Raw genomic sequence first — 24,559 nt, forward strand, 5'->3', positions numbered from 1 at the left:
ATATTTTTATGATGAACTATTCAGATATTAACGATATTGAACTTTTAGAATTATTGCTAGAAGCAGATGGAATCAAACAGGATACAGAACAGTTTCTGATTCCTCGTCGCAGTCTTCAGGAAGCGCCATTATCTTTCCAACAAAGGCGTTTATGGTTTTTATATGAATTAGAACCGACATCTTCGGCTTATAATATTTGTTCTGTATTCAGTCTGCAAGGGTTACTCAATGTTGAGGCTTTACAGCAAGCTTTTCGCGAATTGCAACAAAGACATGAAAGCTTGCGTACCACATTTACGAATATTGATGGCGAAGCTAGACAAATAATTCACCCCAATTATCTTACAGAAATTAGTTTAGAAGATTGGAGCGATGCCTGCGGCGACCAAAGGTATCGCTCTCTTACAGAAACTGAACCAGAAATTTCTCATATAGGACGTTCGGAAGCTGATTATACTTTTGATTTAGCCACAGGGCCTCTCATTCGTGCGCGACTTTTTCGCCTGACACCACAGCGATATATTCTCACCCTCACCCTACATCATATTATTGCTGATGCTTGGTCTATTGGTGTAATTTTACAAGAACTTGCTATTTTGTATCAACTGGCAATTCGAGGAGATAAAACCGGAATTGCCGAGTTAAAAATTCAATATGCAGACTATGCTGTATGGCAACAAGAAAAATTCAATCCTTTAACTTTAGCCAATAGCCTGAATTATTGGGAAAAACAATTATCAGAATTACCTGTATTGCAATTCCCTATTGATTTTTCTCGTCCTCGTTTACAAACATTTCGCGGCGATTTAGTCAAATTTGAATTACCAAATTCTCTCAGCAAAAACCTGCGCACCTTCAGTCAAAAATCAGGTGCGACTTTGTTTATGACGCTGATGGCTGGGTTTCAAGCGCTGTTGTCTCGTTACACGGGACAAGAGGATATACCCGTAGGAACTTCTATCGCTAATCGTCCGGGATTTGATGCGGAAAAACTCATTGGTTTTTTCGTCAATATGTTAGTTATTCGTACTGATTTAAGCGATGCACCAAGTTTTCGCACTCTAGTAAATCGAGTCAGAACAACGGTTTTAGAAGCTTTTGAACATACAGAAGTTCCTTTTGAAACCTTAGTTGAACGCCTCAATATTGAACGCGATACTAGTCGTAATCCTTTATTTCAAATTGCCTTTACTTTATTAAATGCACCTAAACCAAATTTTGGCATAGATGATTTAGAAATTTCTATATTAGCTAATCAAGAAGCAGCGCGTTTCGATTTAGAATTATTTATTACTGAAAGCGCAGATAGTTTACATGGGGTTTTCTCCTATAATATTGATTTATTCAAACGAGAAACAGTAGAAAGATTTGCTCGTCATTTTTGTCAACTGCTCGAAAGTTTAGTGACGCAACCAGATACACCTGTAAGTCGGTTATCTTTCTTGCTTCCAGAAGAATTAGCGCCATTAGTACCCGTTCAACCACAGCAAACTTTTTCTGTCACATCTTGTTTACATGAAGTTTTTAGTCAACAGGTAAAATCACGTCCGCAGCAAACAGCGCTGATTTTTGAAAAAACAAATCTTACCTATGAACAATTAAATCATCGCGCCAATCAATTAGCCCATCATTTAATTAATCTTGGTGTCAAACCAGAATCGCGGGTAGGGTTGTGGTTGTCTCGTTCTTTAGATTTATTGGTGGCTATTTTAGCTATCTTGAAAGCTGGGGGTGTGTACGTTCCCTTCGATCCTGACTATCCAAGCGATCGCATTGCTTATATGCTGGAAGATAGTCAAGTGGCAGTTTTGCTTACCCATAGCCAGTTTCAAGCACAAATTCCCCCCCACCAAGCCACAACTATCTTTATCGATAACTGCGAGGTTGAACTAGCAACACAACCAACCACCGCACCAGAGGTTTTAGTTCATCCCGATAACGCTGCTTACATTATTTACACCAGTGGTTCCACAGGAAAACCGAAAGGAGTAGTCGTTACCCATCGTCATGTTGTGCGGTTAATGTTGGCGACGGAAAAATGGTTTAAATTTAACCCTAAAGATATTTGGACTCTGTTTCATTCCTGCGCCTTTGATTTCTCTGTTTGGGAAATTTGGGGCGCTCTTTTTTTTGGTGGTACTTTAATTATTGTACCTTATTTAGTCAGTCGTTCTCCAGAAGAATTTTATAATTTACTTTGCGATCGCAAAGTCACAGTTTTAAACCAAACTCCCTCAGCTTTTCGCCAATTAATGCAAGCTGAAGCATCACTGGGGAGAGAAGGAGAATTAGAATTACGCTATGTGATATTTGGTGGGGAAGCTCTGGATTTAGCCAGCTTAGAACCTTGGTTTGAACGCCACGATGAAGAGTTTCCTTTGCTAGTAAATATGTATGGGATTACGGAAACTACAGTTCATGTTACTTACCGTCCTATTCGGTTACGGGATGTTAAACAACGTCGGGGAAGTTTAATTGGTAAACCCATTCCTGACCTTTCTTTATATATTTTAGATCGTCATTGTCAACCCGTGCCTATTGGTGTTGTTGGGGAAATGTATGTTGGTGGTGCGGGTGTGACTCGCGGTTATTTTCACCGTCCCCAATTAACCGCCGAACGGATGATTCCCAATCCTTTTAATCATACAAAATTAGAACGTCTGTATAAAACTGGTGATTTAGCTCGCTTCCTGGATAACGGTGAAATTGAATATATCGGACGCAACGATCATCAAGTCAAAATTCGGGGTTTTCGCATAGAATTAGGCGAAATTGCAGCAGTAATTAAACGTCATCCAGGGGTAAAAGATGTTTTAGTGATAGTCCGGGAAACGAGCCAGGAAGATATGAGAATAGCCGCTTATATCGTGGCGAAGAATCAAGTTTGCCAACAAGATTTAACCAAAGAACAAACCCAAGAATGGCAATATACTTTTAACGAAACTTATCAGGGTGGTGACACAGAAACCGATCCAGCATTTAATATTGTCGGTTGGAATAGTAGTTACGATAACCAACCGATTCCCGCCGTGCAAATGCGTCAATGGTTAGATAATACCCTGGAGCGAATCCAAGCACTGCAACCTCAAAGGGTATTAGAAATTGGTTGTGGTACAGGAATGATTTTGTTGAATATCGCACCGCAAGTTGAGGCTTATTGGGGAACTGATTTTTCTCAAGCAGCGATTAACCGCTTAACAAATATTCTCCAAAATCAATCTTTATCTCACGTGCGCTTGTTCTCTAGAGAAGCGATTAATTTTGCAGATATTCCCACTGCTTACTTTGATACAATTATTATTAACTCTGTTGCTCAATATTTCCCATCACTGGAATATTTACAGCAAGTAATTGCTGGGGCTTTACAATTATTAGCACCGGGCGGTAGTTTATTTATTGGGGATAACCGCAGCTTACCGCTGCTCAATTATTTCCATAGCAGCATTGGCTTGTTTCAAGCAGCAGATAATATAGATAGAGAGAATTTTAAAATTCAAGTTAATCGCCTAGCAGCAGCCGAAAGCGAGTTAGTCATCGATCCTAGTTTCTTTGTTAATTTAACTCAAGCTTTCCCCGATGTCGCCGCAGTTGAAGTTCATCTCAAAGCCGAAAATAATCATAATGAATTAACCAAATATCGTTATGATGCGATTTTGCACAAATCAGGCGCAGAACAAGGTGATATTGTTGAAGCTGTTTGGCAAGATTGGGAAACTGCAAATCTCCACTTAGATGATTTACGAGATAAAATTAGCGCAGTAGGTGCAATTGGTTGGCGTGGTATTCCCAATGCACGGTTAATTAAAGATGCAGCTATTTGGCAATGGTTGCAAGGTAATAATAGTAATATTAGTAGTCAGAATATTGGAGAATTACGCGAATTTATTCATCAACTCGATTTAGCATCAGCAATTGATCCAGTAGATTTATATACTCTGGCGCAAGCAATCGGTTGTGAAGTAACTATCAGCTATTCTCCAGATTTAAATCATGAATATTTTGATGTTTGTTTCTACCCGAAAACAAACGATAAACGCCGTTCGCCAGTCATGCCAATTAGTCATAAAATAGGACATCAAGTTGCTAATTATTACGCCATTAATCCTCTGAAAGCACGTTTGGCGAAAACCTTAATTTCTCAATTAAAAGCACAGGCGCGGGAAGAATTACCAGAATATATGCGTCCCGCTTCTTTTGTATTGCTAGAAAGCTTTCCCCTGACTCCCAGTGGGAAGCTAGATAGACGCGCCTTACCAGCACCGGATAGAGAACAAGAAATTACCAGAGAATCTTTTGTTCAACCGACAACACCCACCCAAACAAAACTATGTCACATTTGGAGTGATGTTTTGGGAATTGAACAAATTGGTATCGCTGATGATTTCTTTCATTTAGGAGGACATTCACTATTAGCAACTAAATTAGTTTCGCGAATTCGGGAAGAATTTAATTTAGCTTTACCATTGCGGACAGTTTTTGAATATTCCACCATTGCAGGTTTAGCAACAGAAATTGAACGCCTAGCTGAAAATACTAATATTAGTAATGCAGCTTTAGATATTATCCCTCAAATTAGCGATCGCCAAAATTTCCCCCTTTCTTTCTCGCAATCTCGACTGTGGTTTTTAGATTTATTAGAACCCAATAATCCCGCTTACAACATCGCCGTAGCATTTCGCTTAGATGGAAAGTTAAATCGCCCAGCCTTACAGCAGAGTTTACAAACTATAATTCAACGCCACGAAGTATTACGCACCACTTTTGAAAGTGTAGATGGTGTTCCCATTCAAGTTATTCACCCTGCTTATTCAGTCCCCTTAATCGTCACCGAACTACAGCCAACAGAACAACTTCAAGAATTAATTAGCCAAGCCATTACCACTCCCTTCAATCTGCGCAGTCTACCTTTACTTCGCGTTCATCTCTATCAATTAGCCGCAGATGTTCATGTTTTTGTTTTAGTCATCCATCATATTATTGCTGATGGTTGGTCGCTGGGATTAATGATTGAGGAATTATCCTTATCTTATACAGCATTTTGTCGCCAAGAAACAGCCAAATTACAGCCTCTACCTATACAATATGCAGATTTTGCCCATTGGCAACGCACAACTTTTGAGCAAACCCAACTACCAGCACAACTAGCTTACTGGAAACAAAAACTCACTGGGAAAATAGAGGTTTTAGAATTACCTACAGATTATCCCCGTCCAGCGATCGCGCGTTATCAAGGCAGTGCAGTATCCTTTACAATCAATAGGGAAACATCCACAGCATTACAAAAGTTATGCGAATCTCAAGGTGCTACTTTATTCATGGGTTTATTAGGGGTATTTAGCACCCTATTAATGCGTTATTCCGGAAAAACAGATTTATTAATTGGGACACCAATTGCTAACCGCAACCGCAAACAAGTTGAATCATTAATTGGCTTTTTTGTCAATACTTTAGTAATTAACACTAACTTAAGCGGCAATCCTGATTTTATCAATTTACTATTACGCATTAAAGAAGAAACCCTAGAAGCTTACGCTTATCAAGATGTACCTTTTGAAAGAATAGTTGAAGAAATTCAGCCAGAAAGAAATCTCAGTCATCATCCCTTATTCCAGGTGATGTTTGTCTTGCAAAATGCACCAATGGGTAAACTAGAATTACCCGATTTACAATTAACTCCCTGGGAAACAGAACAGGTAACAGCAAAGTTTGATTTAACTTTGTTGATGACAGAAACAGAACAAGGAATTCAAGGACAATGGGAATATAGAAGCGATTTATTTGAAGTCACAACCATTAAGAGGATGGTAGGACATTTCCAAACTTTGCTGGAAGCTATTGTAGCTAATCCCCAACAGTGCATTACTGCACTACCTCTATTAACATCAACTGAGCAAAATCAGCTATTAGTAAATTGGCAAAATAATCAAGTTGATTATCCTCAAGATATATCTCTCCATCAATTATTTGAAATTCAGGTCAAGAAAACACCGGATGCAATAGCAGTATTATTTGAAAATCAATATTTAACTTATGACGAGTTAAATCAACGCGCCAATCAATTAGCCAATTACCTCCAAAATTTAGGAGTTAAACCAGAGGTAGTAGTAGGCATTTGTCTTGAACGCTCTCTAGAAATGGTAGTAGGATTATTAGGGATTTTGAAAGCTGGTGGTGCTTATCTTCCCATCGATTCAGCTTATCCCCAAGAACGCATCAATTTCATGTTAGCAGATGGGCAGATATCTATATTATTAACCCAAGAACAACTACTAGCAAAATTGAACCTGCAAAATCATGCACAGATGATTTGTTTAGATAGAGACTGGGAAATTATTGCTCAACAAAGTATAGATAACCCAGTTAGCGGGACAATAGCAGATAATTTAGCATATATCATTTATACGTCTGGTTCTACAGGTAAGCCTAAGGGGGTGATGATTAATCACCGTGCTATTTGCAATCACATGTTATGGATGCAAACAACCTTTGCTTTCCAAGAAACAGACATAGTAATACAAAAAACTCCCTTTAGTTTTGATGCTTCAATTTGGGAGTTTTACGCACCTTTATTAGTGGGTGGAAAGTTAATCATTGCTAAACCTGGCGGTCATCAAGATGTTAGTTATTTGCTGGAAGTTATCAACCAACAACAAGTAACTATTGTGCAACTTGTGCCATCATTGCTGCAAATGCTTTTAGAACAAGAGGGAATTGAAAAATGTAATTCTCTTAAACATATCTTCTGCGGTGGTGAAACTTTATCTTTAGTACTGCAAAAAAAATTATTGAGCCGACTAAATGTGAATCTGTATAATCTTTATGGCCCAACTGAGGCTTGTATTGATGCTACTTTCTGGACTTGTCAAGCCGAAATAAATCAAAAGAATGTCCCTATAGGTAGAGCAATTCACAATACAAAAACTTATATTCTTGATTCTAATTTGCAACCAGTACCGATTGGTATTCCTGGAGAATTACACATCGGCGGTGCTGGACTAGCCAGGGGATATTTCAACCGTCCAGAATTGACTGCTGACAAATTTATTGCTAACCCTTTCAATTCTGTAAAATCAGAGCGTCTGTATAAAACAGGTGACTTAGTTCGCTATCTTCCCGACGGTAATATTGAATTTTTAGGACGCATTGATAACCAAGTTAAAATTCGCGGTTTCCGCATTGAACTAGGAGAAATTGAAGAAATATTAAATCAGCATACAGATGTAGTTAATGCAGTGCTAATTACTAATGTAGATGCAGTAGGAAGTCAAAATTTAGTTGCATACATTGTCCCTGCGACTGAGCAACTTACCTCAGTAAATCAGCTACGGACTTTCCTAAAGGAAAAACTGCCAGATTACATGGTGCCAGCTAACTTTGTCATTATAGATTCTTTACCTTTAACACCTAATGGCAAGGTTGATAGAAAAGCCCTAGCTTCACTGAATCTAAAAACAAATATCCCAGCCAACAACCAAATTTTACCAAGAACGCCATTAGAATATAAATTAGTAGAAATTTGGGAAGAAATTCTCCAAGTTAACCCTATTGGCGTCACTGAAAATTTCTTTGATTTAGGCGGCCATTCTTTATTAGCGATTCGGTTAATCGCAGCAATTGAAAACCGCTTAGATTGTAATCTACCTGTTGTTGCTTTATTCCGAGAAGGTACAATTGAGAAGATAGCAGCCTTAATAGAGCAAGAGCGGACAACCAGCGATTTAGATGTTTTAGTTCCTCTCCAAACCAAGGGAAATTTACCTCCCTTATTTCTCATGCATCAAGCCGGTGGTTATGCTCTTTCCTACTCTTTACTGGCGCAAACTTTAGGTCAAGAACGCCCAGTTTATGGACTACAAGCACACGGTTTAGATGGGAAACAACCGCCGTTAGCAACTGTCGAAGCAATGGCTGCTAGTTACATCAAAGCGATTCGCGCCATCCAACCTTCTGGCCCTTATTTATTAGGCGGTCATTCTTTGGGAGGATTAATTGCATTTGAAATTACGTCTCAACTAGAAGCTATGGGTGAACAGGTAGAAAATCTACTAATTATTGATACCCATCCCCCATTACCGACATTAGAAATTGAAACTTCTTTAGAAGATGATGCGGCTATTCTTTGCTTCATTGTTGAGCAAATAGCCATTCATTTCAACACAAATATCAATATTTCCTACGAAGAATTATCCAGCCGCAACCAAGCCGAACAATTTCAATATGTACTGCAAATTTTACAGCAATCTGAACTTGTTCCCCCGGATTCAGGAGTAAATTTAATTACTGGGTTAATTAACGTTTACAAAGCTAATGTACAAGCAAGTCTGCGTTATCAACCGCAAACTATTAAAACTGCTATTTCACTGTTTAAAACTGCATCATTGGCAGAGCAATTTCCTGATGATCCTACTGTAGGTTGGGCGAATTTAACCCAGGAGCAGGTGTCTGTTTGTTCTTTACCTGGCGAACATCAAACGATTTTGAAAAATCCGCATCTGCAAAAATTGGCAGCAGAAATTACAGCAGTTTTAAGTAGGTTGCGTTGCTGAGTGAGAATATGAATTTAGTCTCACGCAGAGGCGCAGAGGTAAGCCAGTGCGTTGGGCGGCTCTACCGACTTGAAGCAACTGGCGCGCAGAGAGTAAGAGTTTAAAACAAGTGCAGTCAGCTTTTTCTCGCACGACTGACATATTGACCGTGAATATTCACCATATAGGGAACTATGTATGTCAGCGCTGCAGAAATCCAGCGTTCTCTACTTATTTGGCCTTTGATAGTCGCCGCTCCGTGATTGAGTGTAAACCAATACGGTTCAGTTAAGGATAAATGTAGGTTGGGTTGAACGAAGTGAAACCCAACAAATCGCCGAAAATGTTGGGTTTCGTTCCTCAACCCAACCTACGTAGTTTATGGTTTTTGGCGCTAACTGAACTGTATTGGAGTATAAACAAGATAGAACCTACAACTATAGCAGTCTTAAATGCTGTAGGCATCAAATCTTTATCTACAAGACTCAAACAATATTCTCTTAAAGCTTTCATCCGCTAATTATTTATTGAGTGAACTACCTACACCCATTTAGTTTGCATATTAAATTTTATCAGTCTCTTATGGCGTAGGTATCTTGTCTACTTTGATAAGGGACTTCCAAATAAAAAAATATACAACTATTTATTGTGGGGTGGGCGTCTCGCCCGCCCATAGTCAAAGGCGGGCAAGATGCCCACCCCACAAGATTGGATAATTTATTTCTTGGAAGTCCCTAATACAATTTAAATTTGCCTACGTAACTGCCTAATCTTTTAATACTCTCTTCTGTCCTCCACAGATGAGTCAATCTTATATCATAAATGACATCTGCTCTAGGATTAATACTCAGAGTTTAGCTAGTACTTTTATCTTTGGTAAACAATGTAAATCATCGATTAATATAATCTAAACTTATTAAAAGCATTTTTATTTTGCTAAATTTAATAATTTGCTAATTTAGCTGCTTAAAAGCTGCTAAATTATCGATTTTGATTAACTTTAATGAAAAAATAATTTAAAAGTATTTACTTAATATAAGTACATTTTCATAAAAGTGTTGCTGATTAAATGATAAATTATTGCGTAAATATAACACTGTCAAAGGAGATTATCAAAAGAAAAGCCAATATTTAGACCTTAATGCCAATATTCCCATTTGGAAAATCGTGCGGTCTAGTTCTGCTGCTCCGACTTTCTTTCCTCCCTTTTCTGTTTACAGTTAAGGTTCCCAAAGATAATTATCATTCTTCAGAAGAATTTATCGACAAAGAATGCGAGTTTATAGATGGTGGAGTAGGTACATACAATAATTCATCGTTGCGGTTGTTTCTCGAAGCAGTTCAAACTGATTATGGTACTGCTTGGCCATCGGGAGCAGATAAGCTTTTGCTCGTTTCTATTGGTACAGGATATAGTTACGCTGACATAGAGTTTGGCGAAGCGAAAAAGAAAAATAATGCTCAATGGGCTGGATATGTAGCCAACGATTTAATGTATGAAGCAAATTTGCAACAAAATCAACTTGTGAAGTTAATTAGCAAGCAGATATCTATGAATAATTCTAAGCTTACGAAAGATAGAGATTCATATAAAATTGTACCCGAAAACCAGGAATTAATGACCTACTGCCGTTTTACAACCTCTATGACAGTAGAGCGATTTAAATCCTTAACAGAAGCACAAAAGTTGCAACTCAAAGATGAAAATGGTAATCCAATTCCGGCTGATGCAATTACAAATGATCTTGTCAATAAGTTAGAAAAAATGGATTGTGTAGACCAGATGGATAACTTGAGTGCTATCGGTCAAGCAATTGCTAACGAGCAGTTCGATATCAAATTATTTCAAGGGTTCTTAGAGCAGAATTCTACTCAACCACAGCCTTCAGTATCTCTGAATTAATCTTTGTCATACGCGCCGATTACTGGATTATATGGTGGATAACTTTCCATACACATTAATAAAATAGGTGTTGCTAAATTGGTTAATGAATTGTCGGTAATTTGAACTCCAAATTCATCCATATTTATGCGACAATACAGTTCAGTTAGTGCCAAAAATCTTAATCTGTGTAGGTTGGGTTGAGGAACGAAACCCAACATTTCCATCGGTTTGTTGGGTTTCACTTCGTTCAACCCAACCTACAATTATCCTTAACTGAACCGTATTGATTTATGCGATGCCAGAAAATATTTGTTTTCGCCATTGAGTTAGTTTAATGGCGATTTTTTTATCCAAAATTAAATCATACATCCAGATATTCTAGGGGGCATGGCAATGCCATGCCCCTACACATTTGTTACATTTTTCTAGATTGGTATTACTATATTTTTTACTAACAATGTGTGTGGATATTGCCTAGCGTAATTGATTGCTTTAATACATGATGTATTTGGTGTCATTTTTTTAGCGATCGCTCTTCGTAATCAGCATAAATACCTCTGCCTTTATAGCGGTTTTTATCATTAATTAATCTGGCAAATTTTAATACATAAAAAAAGCTTACGGCTAACAGATTTTTTTAATTTCTTCGCTATGTTTAAGGTAATGATGGAGCCGCTACAAATGACACGATATGAAACACTCGCTGAATTGGTCGCCCGCACTGTGATTGAATTTGAGCAACGGGAACTAGAACGTCAAAATGCTCAGGTGCATCAGGTAAAGCCAGAGAAAAAAGTTACTAAGCAGCGTAAATCGAAAAAAGTTGCTTAGTGTAAATATAGTAGTTCAACTCCTGTTACTAGGTTGCCATCTACCACGATTTTTTTGATACATCCTTTAAGTAAAGTTTGTTTATCTTCTGGTTCTAATTGTTGCCAATATCTGTCATTAGAGAAGGCAGAAATAATCCGTTCTTTAGCGATTAAATATTGTTTCGATGTGTTATTTGTCATTGCTAAAGCTGTGGCTATTTGCATTCTCATATCTTCTTTGGCTTTTTCAATGGCGGGGTTTGATGGTAATGCTTCTAAGGTGTTTAAAGAAGTACGGAGTGTTTTAATTTCTGCTGATTCTTCAGTATTATCAACTTTTTGTTCTACTAATCCTGCTAACTTTTCTGCTTCGCGAACTAGATGATGAATTACTTGTTTTTCTAATTCATCGGAAGCAATCATGCGTCCGTTTTGACAAGCATTAGTTCGGTAAAAACTACATTGATAATGATGGCGAATAAAACCTTGGCGTTTTACTAATTTTTTGCACTGACGGCTATAAGCAGCACCACAATGAGCGCATTTGACTAAGTTGGCAAATGGGTTAATATGTTTTTGTTCGGTAGCCCAGCGATTATTGCGATTCTCTCGGATTGTGGCTTTGATACGTTCGTGTTCTTCGCGGGTAATAATCGCTTCTTCTTCATGGGTTCCCCAGGTGACTTCCCATTCATCGAAGGGTTTGCGGTGTCCTTTGGGACGAACCATAATATTGTACAGTGTTCCCCCTGCATAGATAGGGTTAACCAGTATCGAGCGTAACCCAGAAACAGACCATTTCAAGCCGGTGTGGGGATAACGCAGATTTAATGCGCCGCTACGGGATTTATTGATATTTTCTAGCAGGATTTCCTCATTTTCTGTGAGGATATTTATTTTGCTATCTGTGGCTTTGGGGACTGCGTTGGCTTGAATCCCGAAAGTATCGTGAAGGACTTTTACGGTTTGGGAGACTGTACCGACTGTAAAAAAGGTATCAAAGACAAATCGCATTAATTGCGATCGCGTAAATTCTCGCTTACCAGCAAGCAAGCAAACGCAAGGACGTTCATCGCGTTTGTACTTATCATCCTCCACAATATACCCCAATGGGGCATTCCAGTGAGGTTTTTTATTTTCTTTGCGGGTGTCGCGTTCTTTTTTGACTCGCATCGCCAGCATTTTCACCTCATACTTTGATGCTGCTAGTCTGACATCAATAGTTAACTCACCACCAATACTTGATAAATCAAATGGTTCATCTAGGGCGGATGGTTGTATACCTTTCTTTTTTAACGCATCCATCAATCGATAAAATGTCATTGATGAAGATGTTAACCGGTCGATGCGAATAAATAACAGCTTGGCTACTTTCCCCGGTGCAGATGCATTAATATCTTCAATTAACTGTAACAGTCCTTTGCGGCGATCGCTCGTCCGGCTTTCTACGTCATAATATATCTGCGTTGCACCAGCATCCCGCAATCGTCGCATCTGCTTAATTAACGCGCCTTTATCTTCTGCTTGTTCATCTGTGGAAACCCGCGCATAACCCCAAACATCCATATATCAAACCTTTGCAGCGTTAGTTTAATTTTACCTGATAGTCAGCGCATTAGTTCTCTGTTGTTCACCGAACCAGTTGATTTGTTAATCGGTAACTCCTACGGTAAGTACCTATGGCGCGATTGCAAGGTACCCTTAGTCAGAATCGGCTATCCTATCATGGATCGTCACCACTTGCACCGCTACAGCACCATCGGTTACCAAGGTGTAATTAACCTCCTCAACTGGGTTGTTAATACAATCTTCGAGGACATCGATCAACGTACTAACATTCCTTCTAAGACCGATATTTCCTACGACTTAGTTCGTTAGAAATTACAGTCACTCGCGGCATATTTTAAAAGTAAAAAGTAACAAGAAATATCTTTTACTTTTTACTTTTTCCTGTAACTGAGGTATTGATTATGGCAAGTATAACTCACAATCACCCTCATCCTCATCCAAATTACCATCCACCTAACTATAAAGGCTCTGGTTCTTTTGATATTCTTAAGCCTTTGCGTCGTCTGGTAGATGGTATTAAAGTAAAGAATGCTAATTTTGCTCATTTAATTTGTCGCGTCATTCCCTGCTGTTGCCCGTTTGAGCGCGACATTAATTTATTTGGGCATACTTATCATATTCCAGCACTGTGCAAATTTAATCCTTTGTATGACGAGGTAATTAGTTTGCGTTTGCGGGCTTTATCTTTTCTGAGCGATGAATGTGGCGAGGATGTGACGCAATACATTTGTTAGACCTGAGACATTAATCAATACCCATTACCTATTACCATTTAGTCATTAGTCAGAGACGCGATGAATCGCGTCTGTACAGTTGTCATTAGTTATTAGTTATTAGTTATTCAAAGTACAACGACGAATGACAACAGACAATACTCAGATAATAATTCACACCAATTCTACTAAATTCAGCAATATCTTAATTTTGAATTTTGAATTTTGAATTTTGAATTGGTACCCACCTGCCATCCAGCAAGAGAAGAGAGATGAAAATCACCCAAGGCAAAATCAACGAGCTGCTTAGTGAGTCAGGATGCGAACATAATCAGCACAAACAGAGCGAAAAGAAAAATAAATCTTGTACCCAACAGGCACAACCGGGAGCAGCTCAAGGCGGTTGCGCGTTTGATGGGGCGATGATTGCTCTGGTACCCATTACGGATGCTGCTCATTTAGTCCACGGGCCGATCGCCTGCGCTGGTAATTCCTGGGGTAGTCGTGGTAGTCTCTCTTCAGGCCCCATGCTTTACAAAACGGGGTTTACCACTGACTTAACTGAAAATGATGTCATCTTTGGTGGCGAGAAGAAACTCTATAAAGCGATCGCGGAAATACATAAACGCTATAATCCAGCAGCTATCTTTGTTTACGCTACCTGCGTCACCGCTTTGATTGGCGATGATATGGATGCTGTATGCAAAACTGCGGCGGAAAAATTAGGAACTCCCGTGATTCCGGTGATTGCTCCCGGATTTATTGGCAGTAAAAACCTGGGTAACCGCTTTGGTGGCGAAGCTTTGTTGGAATATGTAGTAGGTACAGCAGAACCATAGCACTTACAACAACACCTTTTATGATATGATTTTGGGACTGATTTAGATAAATTCCCATGAGAGTTTACGGTTACGCCCGCGTGAGTACGCAAGAACAAGCTGAGGAGTTTGACGCATTAAATCAGCAAATAGCGAGATTAAAAGCGGCGGGTGCAACGGAAGTTTTAATAGATATAGAATCGGGACGCAATGATGGGAGAAAACAGTATAACGAGTTGCTGAAGTTGGCGCAGCACAATCAAGTTGAGGAGATTATTATCACTCGTGTGGATCGCTTAGGGCGCAGTGTAATTGCGATTCATAAAGCGATTGATATTTTCGTTAAGCATAACGTCAATCTGCGGATATTGGATGCACCGGTTGACCCAAATTCGCCCTTTGGCTGGTTTAGTATTAATCAAATGTCTGGTTTGGCGGAATTTGAATCGCGGCTGTTATCTCAGAGGATTAAGCATGGTAATAATTATTTTCGCCAGCAATTAAAGTATTGTGTACCGCCCTTTGGCTATAGTAAAGACGAAAATCAGCGATTAACGCCGAATTATCAGATTCACGAGAAATCGGGGAAAACTTATTTTGAGCTAGCGAAGATAATTATTGATTTAACGCTGTCGATGCGATCGCTTAAGGATGTCTGCAATTATATTTACCAGGAATATGAGGTAGTGTTTAGCGTCGCCGGGTTGCGCGATTGGGTGAAAAATCCCGCATTACAGGGACATACAGCTTATTTTGTCAAAAAAAAGCCAGGTGTAAATCGGGAACCTATTATTAACTTCAACACTCACCCGGCTTTAATTACCGCAGATACTGTAGCTGCAATTCAAAATAAGTTATTAGCAAATAAAAAGTATCGCAGTTCCGCCACATCTACCCGTGGTGAATATCCACTGGCAGGTTTAATTAAATGCGTTCATTGTGGCGGAAGTATGTATCGCAACTTTTCCCGCCATAAAACCAAAGTTGAGTATATACGCTGTGTTAACTACAACAAACCAGGTAAGTATCATTGCGATAATTCTAAATGTACGCGATTGCGGGAAATCATCGCCCAGACGATCGCGGCTTTATGTGACAATGCACCCAATTTAATTAACTATTTACAAAGCCAGTCAACCACAATGGAGGTAATCAACACCAAAGAAATTGAAAACTTAACCAACGAATTATCTGTTCTGCGGGGGTTACGCAGTTCTAACCCAAATATCATTGAAGCGATCGCCAAAATTGAGGTAACAATTAGCACCCTATCAACGCCCACAAGAATAGTTGATAAGGATGCTTTTGAGAATGCTAAACGGAAAATTGCGATCGCATCTCAGGCGACATTTTGGGAATCTTTGGATGATTCTGAATTGCGATCGGCTTTAGCTGAGTTTGTCGAGAAAGTTGAAGTAGATTCATCAGGAGCGATCGCGCCTAAGTTTAAATTACCATTAACCCTATCTTCAATGCGTCCGTAGGTGTTAACAAATTCTTCCGGAGACATATCTCCAACATTCAAGTCCCCGTAGTATCTTGCATAAGCTTCCAGTAATTTATCCTCAATCATTTTTAGGACTTTTTGAGAATGTGTTGAAGTCATAAAACATTCTGTAGCGCTATTTTTAGCTTATTTGTTATACAGAATTTTTCTGTTAATAGCGAACGACTTAAGAATATTAACAATTCAAAATTCAAAATTCAAAATTAAAGAAGATTTCAGTATATGTAGGGTGTGTTGTCGCGTAGCGCAACGCACCAATGTGTCATAATAATTAGAGGTGCGCTAGTCTACCACCATACAAATCATATATTCAAAACTTACGTAAAGGTCATGAATAACTTATACTAATTATATGTGAAGTTGCGCTATATCGCCCTCACCCTAGAAGGGTGGGGCTAAACAAACAAAGCCCACATAAGTGGGCTAATTAAGCGCATATTCATTGATAAATGGTATTAAACCCTGACAAATAACTAATGACAAATGACGAATGACAAATGACAACTTATAATTCTCCCTGAATAATTTGCGTCAATTCATTACGGCTGCGATTTGCTTCGTTCCAAAAAGCAAACCAAAATATAATCAACATTAATATCGGCATTCCTAAAAATATTATTGGCATTCCGTTAGGCATAGAACCTAACAAACTGATAGGAATTGCTGCACTATACCAAAAGAAAAACCAAAATCCTAAAAACGCCATGACGAAAGGATGTAGGCTCATTTTTATATGTACTTCTGTTTGATAAGATGATTCGACTTGAAAGCGTCCTTTAATGACTGGTAAAAACGAGTTGCGATAGTGAATAATCCGCGTAATTTGAAAACCTTGCTCAGAAACAGTTCCTTGATAAGGTGCGTGTTCTCTAGAGAATCTATATAATTTCGGTGCTTCAACTTTTGCATTTAATCGTTGCAAAACCACAGATAGTGGTTGAGGTACGACAATCGTAAAGCTATCGTAGGGTAGTGAACTACCTACACTCCCCTGACGGGTGAGTGTAGGCTTCCCAAATCATTGGGGATTGCCTCAGACTTGGTGGATTTTTTACGTCCAGAAGTCTTTGGTCTTACATCCCCTCCTTGGGCAGAAGTGCTAGTTCCTAACACTCTTACGAGTTCGCCAGTTACTTCACTTGGGGAAACCCCAAGACCGTACTGGCTCACCAAAAGTCGCAAAGCTTCATGTTTTATGTTGATCGCAGCATTGATGTCTCTATCATGCTGCTTTTGGCAGTGTGATTAAGACTGATAAATAAATTTAAAAAACCCTGAGTTTTGCCTCAGGGTTTCGGTCTATCGCAAGATTTACTAAATGCTAGCTTTAAATGTGGTTGCCAGCGATGATTTATATCAATTATTATGGATAAATCTCCGGTAGTTATATAGGGTAAAACTACCCAATTACTACCCAGTTACTACCCAATTTTTCTGATGTAACGCTTTAGTAAAGCCTTGATATTTTCAGTAATATTACTAAACATAGATTTACATGCTTTGTCACAACACTCGACAGTTATAAAATAGCCACTCTGCGATCTCTGCGTACTCTGCGGTTTAAAACTATTTAATTGAACCACAGAGACGCAGAGGACACGGAGATTCAGAAGTTTTAAGAACAACAATATTTATCGTGATTGCGATCGCTCTTTTTAACCCTCTTTAATCACTTTCACCAAATAAAAATCTCAAACCGCTTATTTTTCAAGGCTTTTACCAATGTAGCTGTAGGTTGGGTTGAGGAACGAAACCCAACGCGAAAACTTTGGTATTGTTGGGTTTCACTCCGTTCAACCCAACCTACATTTATTTTTCTTTTCCTTGAGCGTTAGTCATTTCTTGTTTAGCCAATGTATTGTTTTAATCCCCTTGCGGGGTAATTGGTTGCGGAAACTTCGAGGTGCATGAGGTGAGCGATCGCCTCAAGTTCGAGTTTCAATCCCCTTGCGGGGTAATTGGTTGCGGAAACTTGGCGTGGGGTGAAAGTTTGTGAGAGGCGATCGCCTGTTTCAATCCCCTTGCGGGGTAATTGGTTGCGGAAACTTAGAAGCCGCTAGGGAAGAAATCGGTCAACGTTAGTTTCAATCCCCTTGCGGGGTAATTGGTTGCGGAAACCTTGGCTAGATTCATCTAATCAAAGCTCTTTGATTTGTTTCAATCCCCTTGCGGGGTAATTGGTTGCGGAAACTCCCGTTGTTCCTATTGAACCCGCGCCAGTAGTGGGTTTCAATCCCCTTGCGGGGTAATTGGTTGCGGAAACAATAAGCTGCAAACCAGAACCAGGGGGAATAACAAGTTTCAATCCCCTTGCGGGGTAATTGGTTGCGGAAACTAAACCGTGTTTATCGCACTGAACGCGGAATTATTGTTTCAATCCCCTTGCGGGGTAATTGGTTGCGGAAACACCACAGCGATAAGCTTGTCCAGTACGCATATCGCTAGTTTCAATCCCCTTGCGGGGTAATTGGTTGCGGAAACTATCTTAAAAATCATCCACACCCGCCCCAGGATGAGCGTTTCAATCCCCTTGCGGGGTAATTGGTTGCGGAAACTGCTGGGTATTGAAACCTAACCACAGCAAGCATCCTGAGAAGCATTTTGGCAGATCGAAAATTTTAATCGTTTTCAGCCTACCTTATTGCAAATAATTTGCATCTTCTCCAATTCTCGAAACGCTGTAACTATTTACTTGTCAAGGTTCTGGCGATTTTGGCAGAACCTATAGGGTTTTTGCCCCCGCTTCGATTTGCCAAACATCAAGTTAATACATTCATCATAATACTACTGACATATCTTGTCTAGCCTGTTTGACGAATTTATCCAAAGCCTAGCTTAACTTAAAAGTACAACTTGACGGTTAACATAATTGTAGTGGCGTGCTACGCTACTACGTATCTTTTCCACAATCAGATAATAGCCATAATTGTGATGATAGCTACAAAAAAGACACTGATGACAGCCGTTTTATTTTTTAGCTCTTGCTTGCTTGTATCGGAAACTAAAGCAATTGCAGATATGGGCGTTTTTCCGCAAGAACAAAGAGAAATACCCGTAAGCGGATATTTTTTGAATGAGGCACAGCGTAGATGTAATAATGGCAACAATAACTTCTGCAATAGAATCCAACATCTAACAAACGAGCAACAACAGCACATTCGTCAACAAGAAAACGCCAGAAATATTCCTTATATTAGCCTTTGTCAGCTTAACAAACCGCAATTACACCCATTGCCATCCCAGCCGCAAATATCGCAAATAACGCAAATACCATGCTTACCAAAATAATCACAGCTTTTTTACCTGATTAAACATTAAGCTTGTGGGCATAGGAAAACCACCAATGCCCAATGCCCAATGCCCAATGCCCCTAACTATGTTTATTCTGACACATCTTCGAGGCTAGCAATAGTACTTTTACGGACGCGATCGCGCTTGCGCACACCACCAGCCATTGCATACTCTTCACTATCTTTGCCATATTTCACAGCAACCCCCAGCAGCATCCTTTCACACAAAGCACTCAAGGTTTTTTCTAGTCTTTTAATCTCCATTCTCATACCATGAATCCTAGCCAGATTAGTGTTATGAGTCATCAGCTTATTACCTAAATCATCAATTTGTTGACGCAGATTTTCCAAGCTCAGAGAATTACCAAAATCGAGATTGGCGTCAATTGTTTGAAGTCCCCATACTCTGAGTTGAGCTTTTTTGAGAATGCGAGATGAACGGCTTTGACGCATATATGTACTCCTAATGAATATTCTTGTGTTAGCTTGTCTTAAACAAGCCGGATTTTGGCTCAGGGAAAATCACATAAATTTCATTTTTTTCACGAAATTTAGGTAAATAACTCTGTAATTATACGTAAAATAAAGTTATCTAAAAACAATTGATTGAGTAATTGCGATCGCTCTTCTGTAATCCCAACCTCACCCCACAAAGGTGGGATTGGTAACGATAGCCCAAGGCTTACAGCCTGCGGGCGTTATTTTTAGTCCTTCAACTGCATAACTCTTCATTTCCCAGAAGTATATGTAATGGAAACACCGATAAACTCAGCAGCAACATATTCAGCAAATTCTTATGTCCGGACAAAATTTATTTAATGTAACAAAAAAAACTCAAAACATCCTCAGATGCTCAATCAGCACAGCAATAGCATTAGGACTATTAGTAAGTATACCCACACAACTAAAGGCACAAGCCCAACTGCCACTATCAGCACAACAATCAGCAGCCTTAGCCGAAGCTGAAGAACTAAATCAACAAGCAGTAAAATTGTATCGTCAAGGCAAATATGGTGAAGCCATCCCCCTTGCAGAAAAAGCCTTAGCAATTCGAGAGAAGATATTAGGTAAAGAACATCCACTAGTCGCACAAGGCTTAAACAACTTAGCAGCACTTTACCAGTCACAGGGAAATAATGCCAAAGCCGAATCCCTTTATCTGCGTTCCCTCGCAATTCAGGAGAAAGTACTGGGTACAGAACATCCCAAATTAGCTAATAGTCTCAACAATTTAGCAGCACTTTACCGAGAACAGGGGAATTATGCCAAAGCCGAACCGCTTTACCTCCGCTCTCTAGCAATTTACGAGAAAGTAGGTGTTAAAGAACATCCCGATTTAGCTAATAGCCTCAACAATTTAGCAGAACTTTACCGAGAACAGGGAAATTATGCCAAAGCCGAACCGCTTTACCTCCGCTCTCTGGCTATGTATGAGAAATTACTGGGTAAAGAACATCCCAATGTCGCAATTAGCTTGAACAATTTAGCTCTACTGTACCAGTCACAGGGGAATTATGCCAAAGCTGAACCGCTTTACCTCCGCTCTCTGGCTATGTATGAGAAATTACTGGGTAAAGAACATCCCAATTTAGCAACTAGCCTCAACAATTTAGCAGAACTTTATCGCTTACAGGGTAGTTATGCGAAAGCCGAACCGCTTTACCTCCGTTCTCTGGCTATTTTCGAGAAAGTACTGGGTAAAGAACATGCCTATGTTGCACTTAGCTTAAACAATTTAGCTCTAATTTACAGATTACAAGGGAAATATGCCAAAGCCGAACCCTTATACCTCCGCTCTCTGACTATTTTAGAAAAAGTCGTAGGTAAAGAACATCCCGATGTCGCACTCAGTTTAAACAATTTGGCAGAATTCTATCGCTTACAGGGAAGTTATACCAAAGCCGAACCGCTTTATCTGCGTTCTCTAGCCATTCGGGAGAAGACACTGGGTAAAGAACATCCCGATGTCGCCCAAAGCTTGAACAACTTAGCAGAATTTTATCGATTACAGGGAAATTATACCAAAGCCGAACCGCTTTATCTGCGTTCTCTAGCCATTCGGGAGAAGACACTGGGTAAAGAACATCCCAATGTCGCCACTAGCTTGAATAATTTAGCAGGTTTTTATTGGACGCAAGGTGATATCAATCGCACTACCGATTTTCTCACTCGCGGATTGGCAATTGAAGAACAAAATTTACAACTCATCTATGCTGTAGGTTCGGAACAAAGAAAACAAAACTACGCTCAACAGTTTAGTGTAACGACTGACGCTGTTGTTGCTCTAGCGCTGCAACAATCTACTAAAAACCCTACATTAGCCAAACTCGCCCTGACTACTGTACTGCGGCGTAAAGGAAGGGTACTAGATGCAATGACTGACACAGTGCAGACATTACGCAGCCAGTTAGCAAACAACCCCCAAACCAAAAAGCTGTTTGATGATTGGTTGAACGTGCAGCAAGAATTAGCTGCTCTAGTATACCGCGGCCAGGGGCAAGAGAAGTTTGCAGTTTATCAAGCCCAAATTAGACAACTAGAAGCCGAAAAAGAACGCCTAGAAGAACAAGTCAGTGCTAAAAGCGCCGAATTTCGCCAAGCCACTCAACCAGTAGAATTAGCCGCCATCCAAGCTCAAATTCCCCCAGATGCAGCTATGGTAGAAATTGTCCAATATCAGCCATACAATCCCAAAGCGAAACAAGACAGCGAAAAATGGGGTAAACCTCGTTATGCAGCAGTAGTGTTACGTGCTGCGGGGGAGCCGAAGTGGGTTGATTTGGGTGATGCTGCAACTATCGATCAATCTGTTGCTAATTTCCGTCAAGTTTTGGTTTATGCTCCCGCATCCAGTCAAGAAAGTAACAATAATTCCCCAGAACGGGGGGGAATTATACCCGAAGCAGTGGATGGCAAAACTTCTGTATCCCGCCTGCAAACAGCCGCCCGCGCCTTATATGAGCACGTTATGGCTCCCATTCGTCCCCTGTTAGGCGATGCGCGTCACCTGTTGCTTTCACCAGATGGACAGTTAAACTTGATACCTTTTGAAGCCCTAAAGGATGAGCAAAATCAATATCTCGTCCAACGTTACGCTTTCTCTTACCTCACCACTGGGCGAGACTTACTCAACTTGCAAACTACAGCCAAAGCCGCCGCAAATCCTGTAGTCTTGGCAGATATCGACTACGAACAACAAGATACCACCGTTGCAGCAGTTGCAGCTAAATCCCGTAGTTCGTCAAATCAACGTTCTATTGACTTTGCTAATTTAACAGTTAGCCGATTGACAGCAACTTTAGCCGAAGGACAACAAATTCAAAAAATTATTCCTCAGACAAATATTTTATTAGGAAAACAAGCCACAGAAGCAGCTATTAAACAATTAAACGCACCCAGAATTTTACATTTAGCTACTCACGGCTTTTTCTTACCAGATAAAACAGTACCAACCCGAAACAATAATGTTAATCAGCAATTAGAAACAGCCCCAGCTTTGAATTTAGAAAATCCCTTATTACGTTCTGGTTTAGCTTTGGCTGGTTTTAATAACCGTCAACAAAAAAATGATACAGAAGATGGCGTACTGACAGCTTTAGAAGTTGCAGGTTTAAATTTACGGGGTACAGAATTAGTAGTTTTATCTGCTTGTGAAACTGGGCTTGGTGATGTGAAAATAGGCGGCGGTGTTTACGGCTTGCGGCGTGCTTTGGTAATTGCAGGTTCTCAAAGTCAACTGCTAAGTTTATGGCAAGTAGCTGATGATGGGACTAAAGATTTAATGGTGAAATATTATGAGAAATTACAAACGGGTAAGGGTAGACATGAAGCGTTGCGCGAGGTGCAATTAGAGTTACTCAATAATCCCCAATATCAACATCCTTATTATTGGGCGAGTTTTATTCCTGCTGGTAATTGGCGTGCTATGAAGTAAGAATTATTCATAGGGGTATAAGAGGATGTTTTAAAAGTCCTGTCGTTGGTAGCAAAAAGTTTTAGATCCCCCTAAATCCACGCCACTTGCTTCAAGTCGGGAAACCCGCCCAACGCAGTGGCTCCCCTTAAAAAGGGGGACTTTGATTGTATTTCCCCCTTTTTAAGGGGGGTAGGGGGGATCGATTAGTATGAAGATACAGCCAAAAACTTTTCAAACAACCTCTAAGGCTGTACTCAGGGTGCGTTGACTGAGCGCAGCCGCAGGGCGATATTTTTTGCATACAGCGAATTACAAGTTGGTGAGATACAGATAATCGTTGATTGTAGGGGCATTGGCACTGCCATGCCCCAAAGCGCTGTATCTGTGGAAATGCGATCGCCTGTCTTGCTTTTCCTCTACCGCAGAGATAAACTCGTATAAATTACTGCTCAAGCTAATTGCAACTATCAAAGCAATTTTAAATTTTTTGTGTTGTACCAAGCGTTGCTGTGAACCGGAATATACAACACCTTATGATATTAACTTAATCGGCGAGTACAACATCGCCGGCGAAATGTGGGGAGTAACGCCACTGTTGGAAAAATTGGGTATCCGCGTCTTATCAAAAATCACAGGTGATGCTCGTTATCAAGAAATAACACACGCTCACCGCGCCAAGCTAAATGTGATGATTTGCTCGCGTGCATTGCTGAACATGGCGAGAAAAATGGAGGAACGTTACGGCATTCCTTACATTGAAGAGTCTTTTTACGGCATCGATGACATGAACCGTTGTCTGCGAAATATTGCCGCTAAATTGGGAGATCCCGATTTACAAGAGCGTACAGAAAAGCTGATTGCTGAAGAAACAGCCGCTTTAGATATCGCTCTGGCTCCCTATCGCGCCCGTCTCAAAGGCAAGCGCGTTGTCTTATATACAGGCGGTGTTAAAAGTTGGTCAATTATTTCCGCAGCTAAAGACTTGGGTATCGAAGTAGTCGCCACCAGCACCCGCAAGAGTACTGAAGAAGACAAAGCAAAAATTCGGAAATTACTCGGCACAGAAGGCATTATGCTAGAAAAAGGCAATGCCAAAGAATTGCTGCAACTGGTAAAAGATACCAACGCCGACATGTTAATTGCTGGGGGACGTAACCAATATACCGCCCTCAAAGCCCGGATTCCCTTCCTCGATATTAACCAAGAACGTCACCATCCCTATGCAGGTTATGTAGGCATGGTAGAAATGGCACGGGAATTGTATGAAGCTCTCTACAGCCCAATTTGGGAACAAATTCGCAAGCCCGCACCTTGGGATGTGGTTGAGACATCTACTGTGCTGACTGAAGTATTGGAAGGGTAAAAAGGCAAGGGAGACAAGGAGGACAAGGGAGACAAGGAGGACAAAGTAAGTAGAAAATGCTGCCCCCTGCCCCCTGCCCCCTGCCCAATGCCCAATGCCCCATGCCCAATGCCCCCTGCCCCATGCCCCATGCCCCTACTAAAACTTGGTATTATTAAATG

Annotated in this window: 13 protein-coding genes, 2 pseudogenes and 1 CRISPR repeat array; of the genes and pseudogenes, 11 read left to right on the forward strand and 4 right to left on the reverse strand. The window is 40.1% G+C overall.

The window, feature by feature from the left end; all coding sequences use genetic code 11:
* Positions 1-8 precede the first annotated feature (8 nt).
* Positions 9-8,546, forward strand: coding sequence for a non-ribosomal peptide synthetase (locus AACW45_RS31430; RefSeq protein ID WP_190629946.1), 8,538 nt, complete (start codon positions 9-11; stop codon positions 8,544-8,546).
* A 115-nt stretch (positions 8,547-8,661) separates the two neighbouring features.
* Here AACW45_RS31430 and nrtS read toward each other — a convergent pair whose 3' ends face one another.
* Positions 8,662-8,889 carry a nitrate/nitrite transporter NrtS gene (gene nrtS, locus AACW45_RS31435; protein WP_190629948.1) on the reverse strand — a complete coding sequence of 76 codons (228 nt, stop codon included), beginning with the start codon at positions 8,887-8,889 and terminating at the stop codon, positions 8,662-8,664.
* Between nrtS and AACW45_RS31440 the strand changes: the two genes are divergently transcribed.
* The 3 genes from AACW45_RS31440 (at position 8,845) to AACW45_RS31450 (ending at position 11,241) form a co-directional block, all read left to right on the forward strand.
* Entirely contained in the window at positions 8,845-9,045 is a 201-nt protein-coding gene (locus AACW45_RS31440) for a hypothetical protein (protein ID WP_190630029.1), read from the forward strand. The two genes, nrtS and AACW45_RS31440, sit on opposite strands and share 45 nt — an antisense overlap.
* A 621-nt stretch (positions 9,046-9,666) precedes the next feature.
* A complete protein-coding gene (locus tag AACW45_RS31445) occupies positions 9,667-10,428 on the forward strand; it encodes a hypothetical protein (protein ID WP_190629950.1) in 762 nt (253 codons plus the stop codon).
* A 663-nt stretch (positions 10,429-11,091) separates the two neighbouring features.
* A complete protein-coding gene (locus AACW45_RS31450; RefSeq protein ID WP_190629952.1) occupies positions 11,092-11,241 on the forward strand; it encodes a hypothetical protein in 150 nt (49 codons plus the stop codon).
* Here the strand turns inward: AACW45_RS31450 and xisF (AACW45_RS31455) are convergent.
* Complete coding sequence (gene xisF, locus AACW45_RS31455; protein WP_190629954.1) at positions 11,238-12,788, reverse strand: fdxN element excision recombinase XisF; 1,551 nt, start codon at positions 12,786-12,788, stop codon at positions 11,238-11,240. The two genes, AACW45_RS31450 and xisF (AACW45_RS31455), sit on opposite strands and share 4 nt — an antisense overlap.
* Before the next feature lie 36 nt (positions 12,789-12,824).
* Between xisF (AACW45_RS31455) and AACW45_RS31460 the strand changes: the two are divergent.
* From AACW45_RS31460 to xisF (AACW45_RS31475), 4 genes and pseudogenes are all read left to right on the forward strand, one after another.
* A pseudogene (locus tag AACW45_RS31460) lies at positions 12,825-13,100 on the forward strand (nitrogenase component 1); the annotation flags it as partial.
* Positions 13,101-13,192: 92 nt separating this feature from the next.
* Positions 13,193-13,525, forward strand: a complete 333-nt coding sequence (locus AACW45_RS31465) for a Mo-dependent nitrogenase C-terminal domain-containing protein (RefSeq protein ID WP_190550886.1) — start codon at positions 13,193-13,195, stop codon at positions 13,523-13,525.
* 251 nt (positions 13,526-13,776) lie between these two features.
* Positions 13,777-14,340: pseudogene (locus AACW45_RS31470) on the forward strand (nitrogenase component 1); the annotation flags it as partial.
* A 59-nt stretch (positions 14,341-14,399) separates the two neighbouring features.
* Positions 14,400-15,806: a fdxN element excision recombinase XisF gene (gene xisF, locus AACW45_RS31475; RefSeq protein WP_190629956.1), complete on the forward strand. Its 1,407-nt coding sequence runs from the start codon at positions 14,400-14,402 to the stop codon at positions 15,804-15,806.
* Positions 15,807-16,334: 528 nt separating this feature from the next.
* On the opposite strand, the gene AACW45_RS31480 is transcribed toward xisF (AACW45_RS31475), so the two are convergent.
* Positions 16,335-16,757: a hypothetical protein gene (locus tag AACW45_RS31480; protein ID WP_313933739.1), complete on the reverse strand. Its 423-nt coding sequence runs from the start codon at positions 16,755-16,757 to the stop codon at positions 16,335-16,337.
* Positions 16,758-17,689: 932 nt separating this feature from the next.
* A CRISPR array of direct repeats spans positions 17,690-18,384; the repeat unit is 37 nt; unit sequence GTTTCAATCCCCTTGCGGGGTAATTGGTTGCGGAAAC.
* Between the two features lie 376 nt (positions 18,385-18,760).
* Here AACW45_RS31480 and AACW45_RS31490 point away from each other — a divergent pair.
* The gene (locus AACW45_RS31490; RefSeq protein ID WP_190629957.1) at positions 18,761-19,117 is read left to right on the forward strand and encodes a hypothetical protein; all 357 of its coding nucleotides are present in this window, start codon (positions 18,761-18,763) and stop codon (positions 19,115-19,117) included.
* Between the two features lie 92 nt (positions 19,118-19,209).
* On the opposite strand, the gene AACW45_RS31495 is transcribed toward AACW45_RS31490, so the two are convergent.
* Positions 19,210-19,572 carry a hypothetical protein gene (locus AACW45_RS31495; protein ID WP_190629959.1) on the reverse strand — a complete coding sequence of 121 codons (363 nt, stop codon included), beginning with the start codon at positions 19,570-19,572 and terminating at the stop codon, positions 19,210-19,212.
* Positions 19,573-19,915: 343 nt separating this feature from the next.
* Between AACW45_RS31495 and AACW45_RS31500 the strand changes: the two genes are divergently transcribed.
* Both AACW45_RS31500 and AACW45_RS31505 read left to right on the forward strand, forming a co-directional pair.
* Complete coding sequence (locus AACW45_RS31500) at positions 19,916-23,053, forward strand: CHAT domain-containing tetratricopeptide repeat protein (RefSeq protein ID WP_190629960.1); 3,138 nt, start codon at positions 19,916-19,918, stop codon at positions 23,051-23,053.
* 439 nt (positions 23,054-23,492) lie between these two features.
* Positions 23,493-24,398 (forward strand): nitrogenase component 1, encoded by a 906-nt coding sequence (locus tag AACW45_RS31505; RefSeq protein WP_373462072.1) that lies wholly within the window; start codon positions 23,493-23,495, stop codon positions 24,396-24,398.
* Positions 24,399-24,559: the final 161 nt, after the last annotated feature.

Source organism: Calothrix sp. FACHB-168, assembly GCF_963889195.1.
GTDB lineage: Bacteria > Cyanobacteriota > Cyanobacteriia > Cyanobacteriales > Nostocaceae > Aulosira > Aulosira anomala_A.

What these genes read in the sequence shown, in the direction of transcription:
- AACW45_RS31445 (WP_190629950.1), top strand. Translation starts at nt 9,667, where the DNA reads ATGCCAATATTCCCATTTGGAAAATCGTGCGGTCTAGTTCTGCTGCTC.
- AACW45_RS31465 (WP_190550886.1), top strand. Translation starts at nt 13,193, where the DNA reads ATGGCAAGTATAACTCACAATCACCCTCATCCTCATCCAAATTACCAT.
- AACW45_RS31490 (WP_190629957.1), top strand. Translation starts at nt 18,761, where the DNA reads ATGATAGCTACAAAAAAGACACTGATGACAGCCGTTTTATTTTTTAGC.
- AACW45_RS31500 (WP_190629960.1), top strand. Translation starts at nt 19,916, where the DNA reads ATGTCCGGACAAAATTTATTTAATGTAACAAAAAAAACTCAAAACATC.
- AACW45_RS31430 (WP_190629946.1), top strand. Translation starts at nt 9, where the DNA reads ATGATGAACTATTCAGATATTAACGATATTGAACTTTTAGAATTATTG.
- AACW45_RS31495 (WP_190629959.1), bottom strand. Translation starts at nt 19,572, where the DNA reads ATGCGTCAAAGCCGTTCATCTCGCATTCTCAAAAAAGCTCAACTCAGA.
- xisF (WP_190629956.1), top strand. Translation starts at nt 14,400, where the DNA reads ATGAGAGTTTACGGTTACGCCCGCGTGAGTACGCAAGAACAAGCTGAG.
- xisF (WP_190629954.1), bottom strand. Translation starts at nt 12,788, where the DNA reads ATGGATGTTTGGGGTTATGCGCGGGTTTCCACAGATGAACAAGCAGAA.
- AACW45_RS31450 (WP_190629952.1), top strand. Translation starts at nt 11,092, where the DNA reads ATGACACGATATGAAACACTCGCTGAATTGGTCGCCCGCACTGTGATT.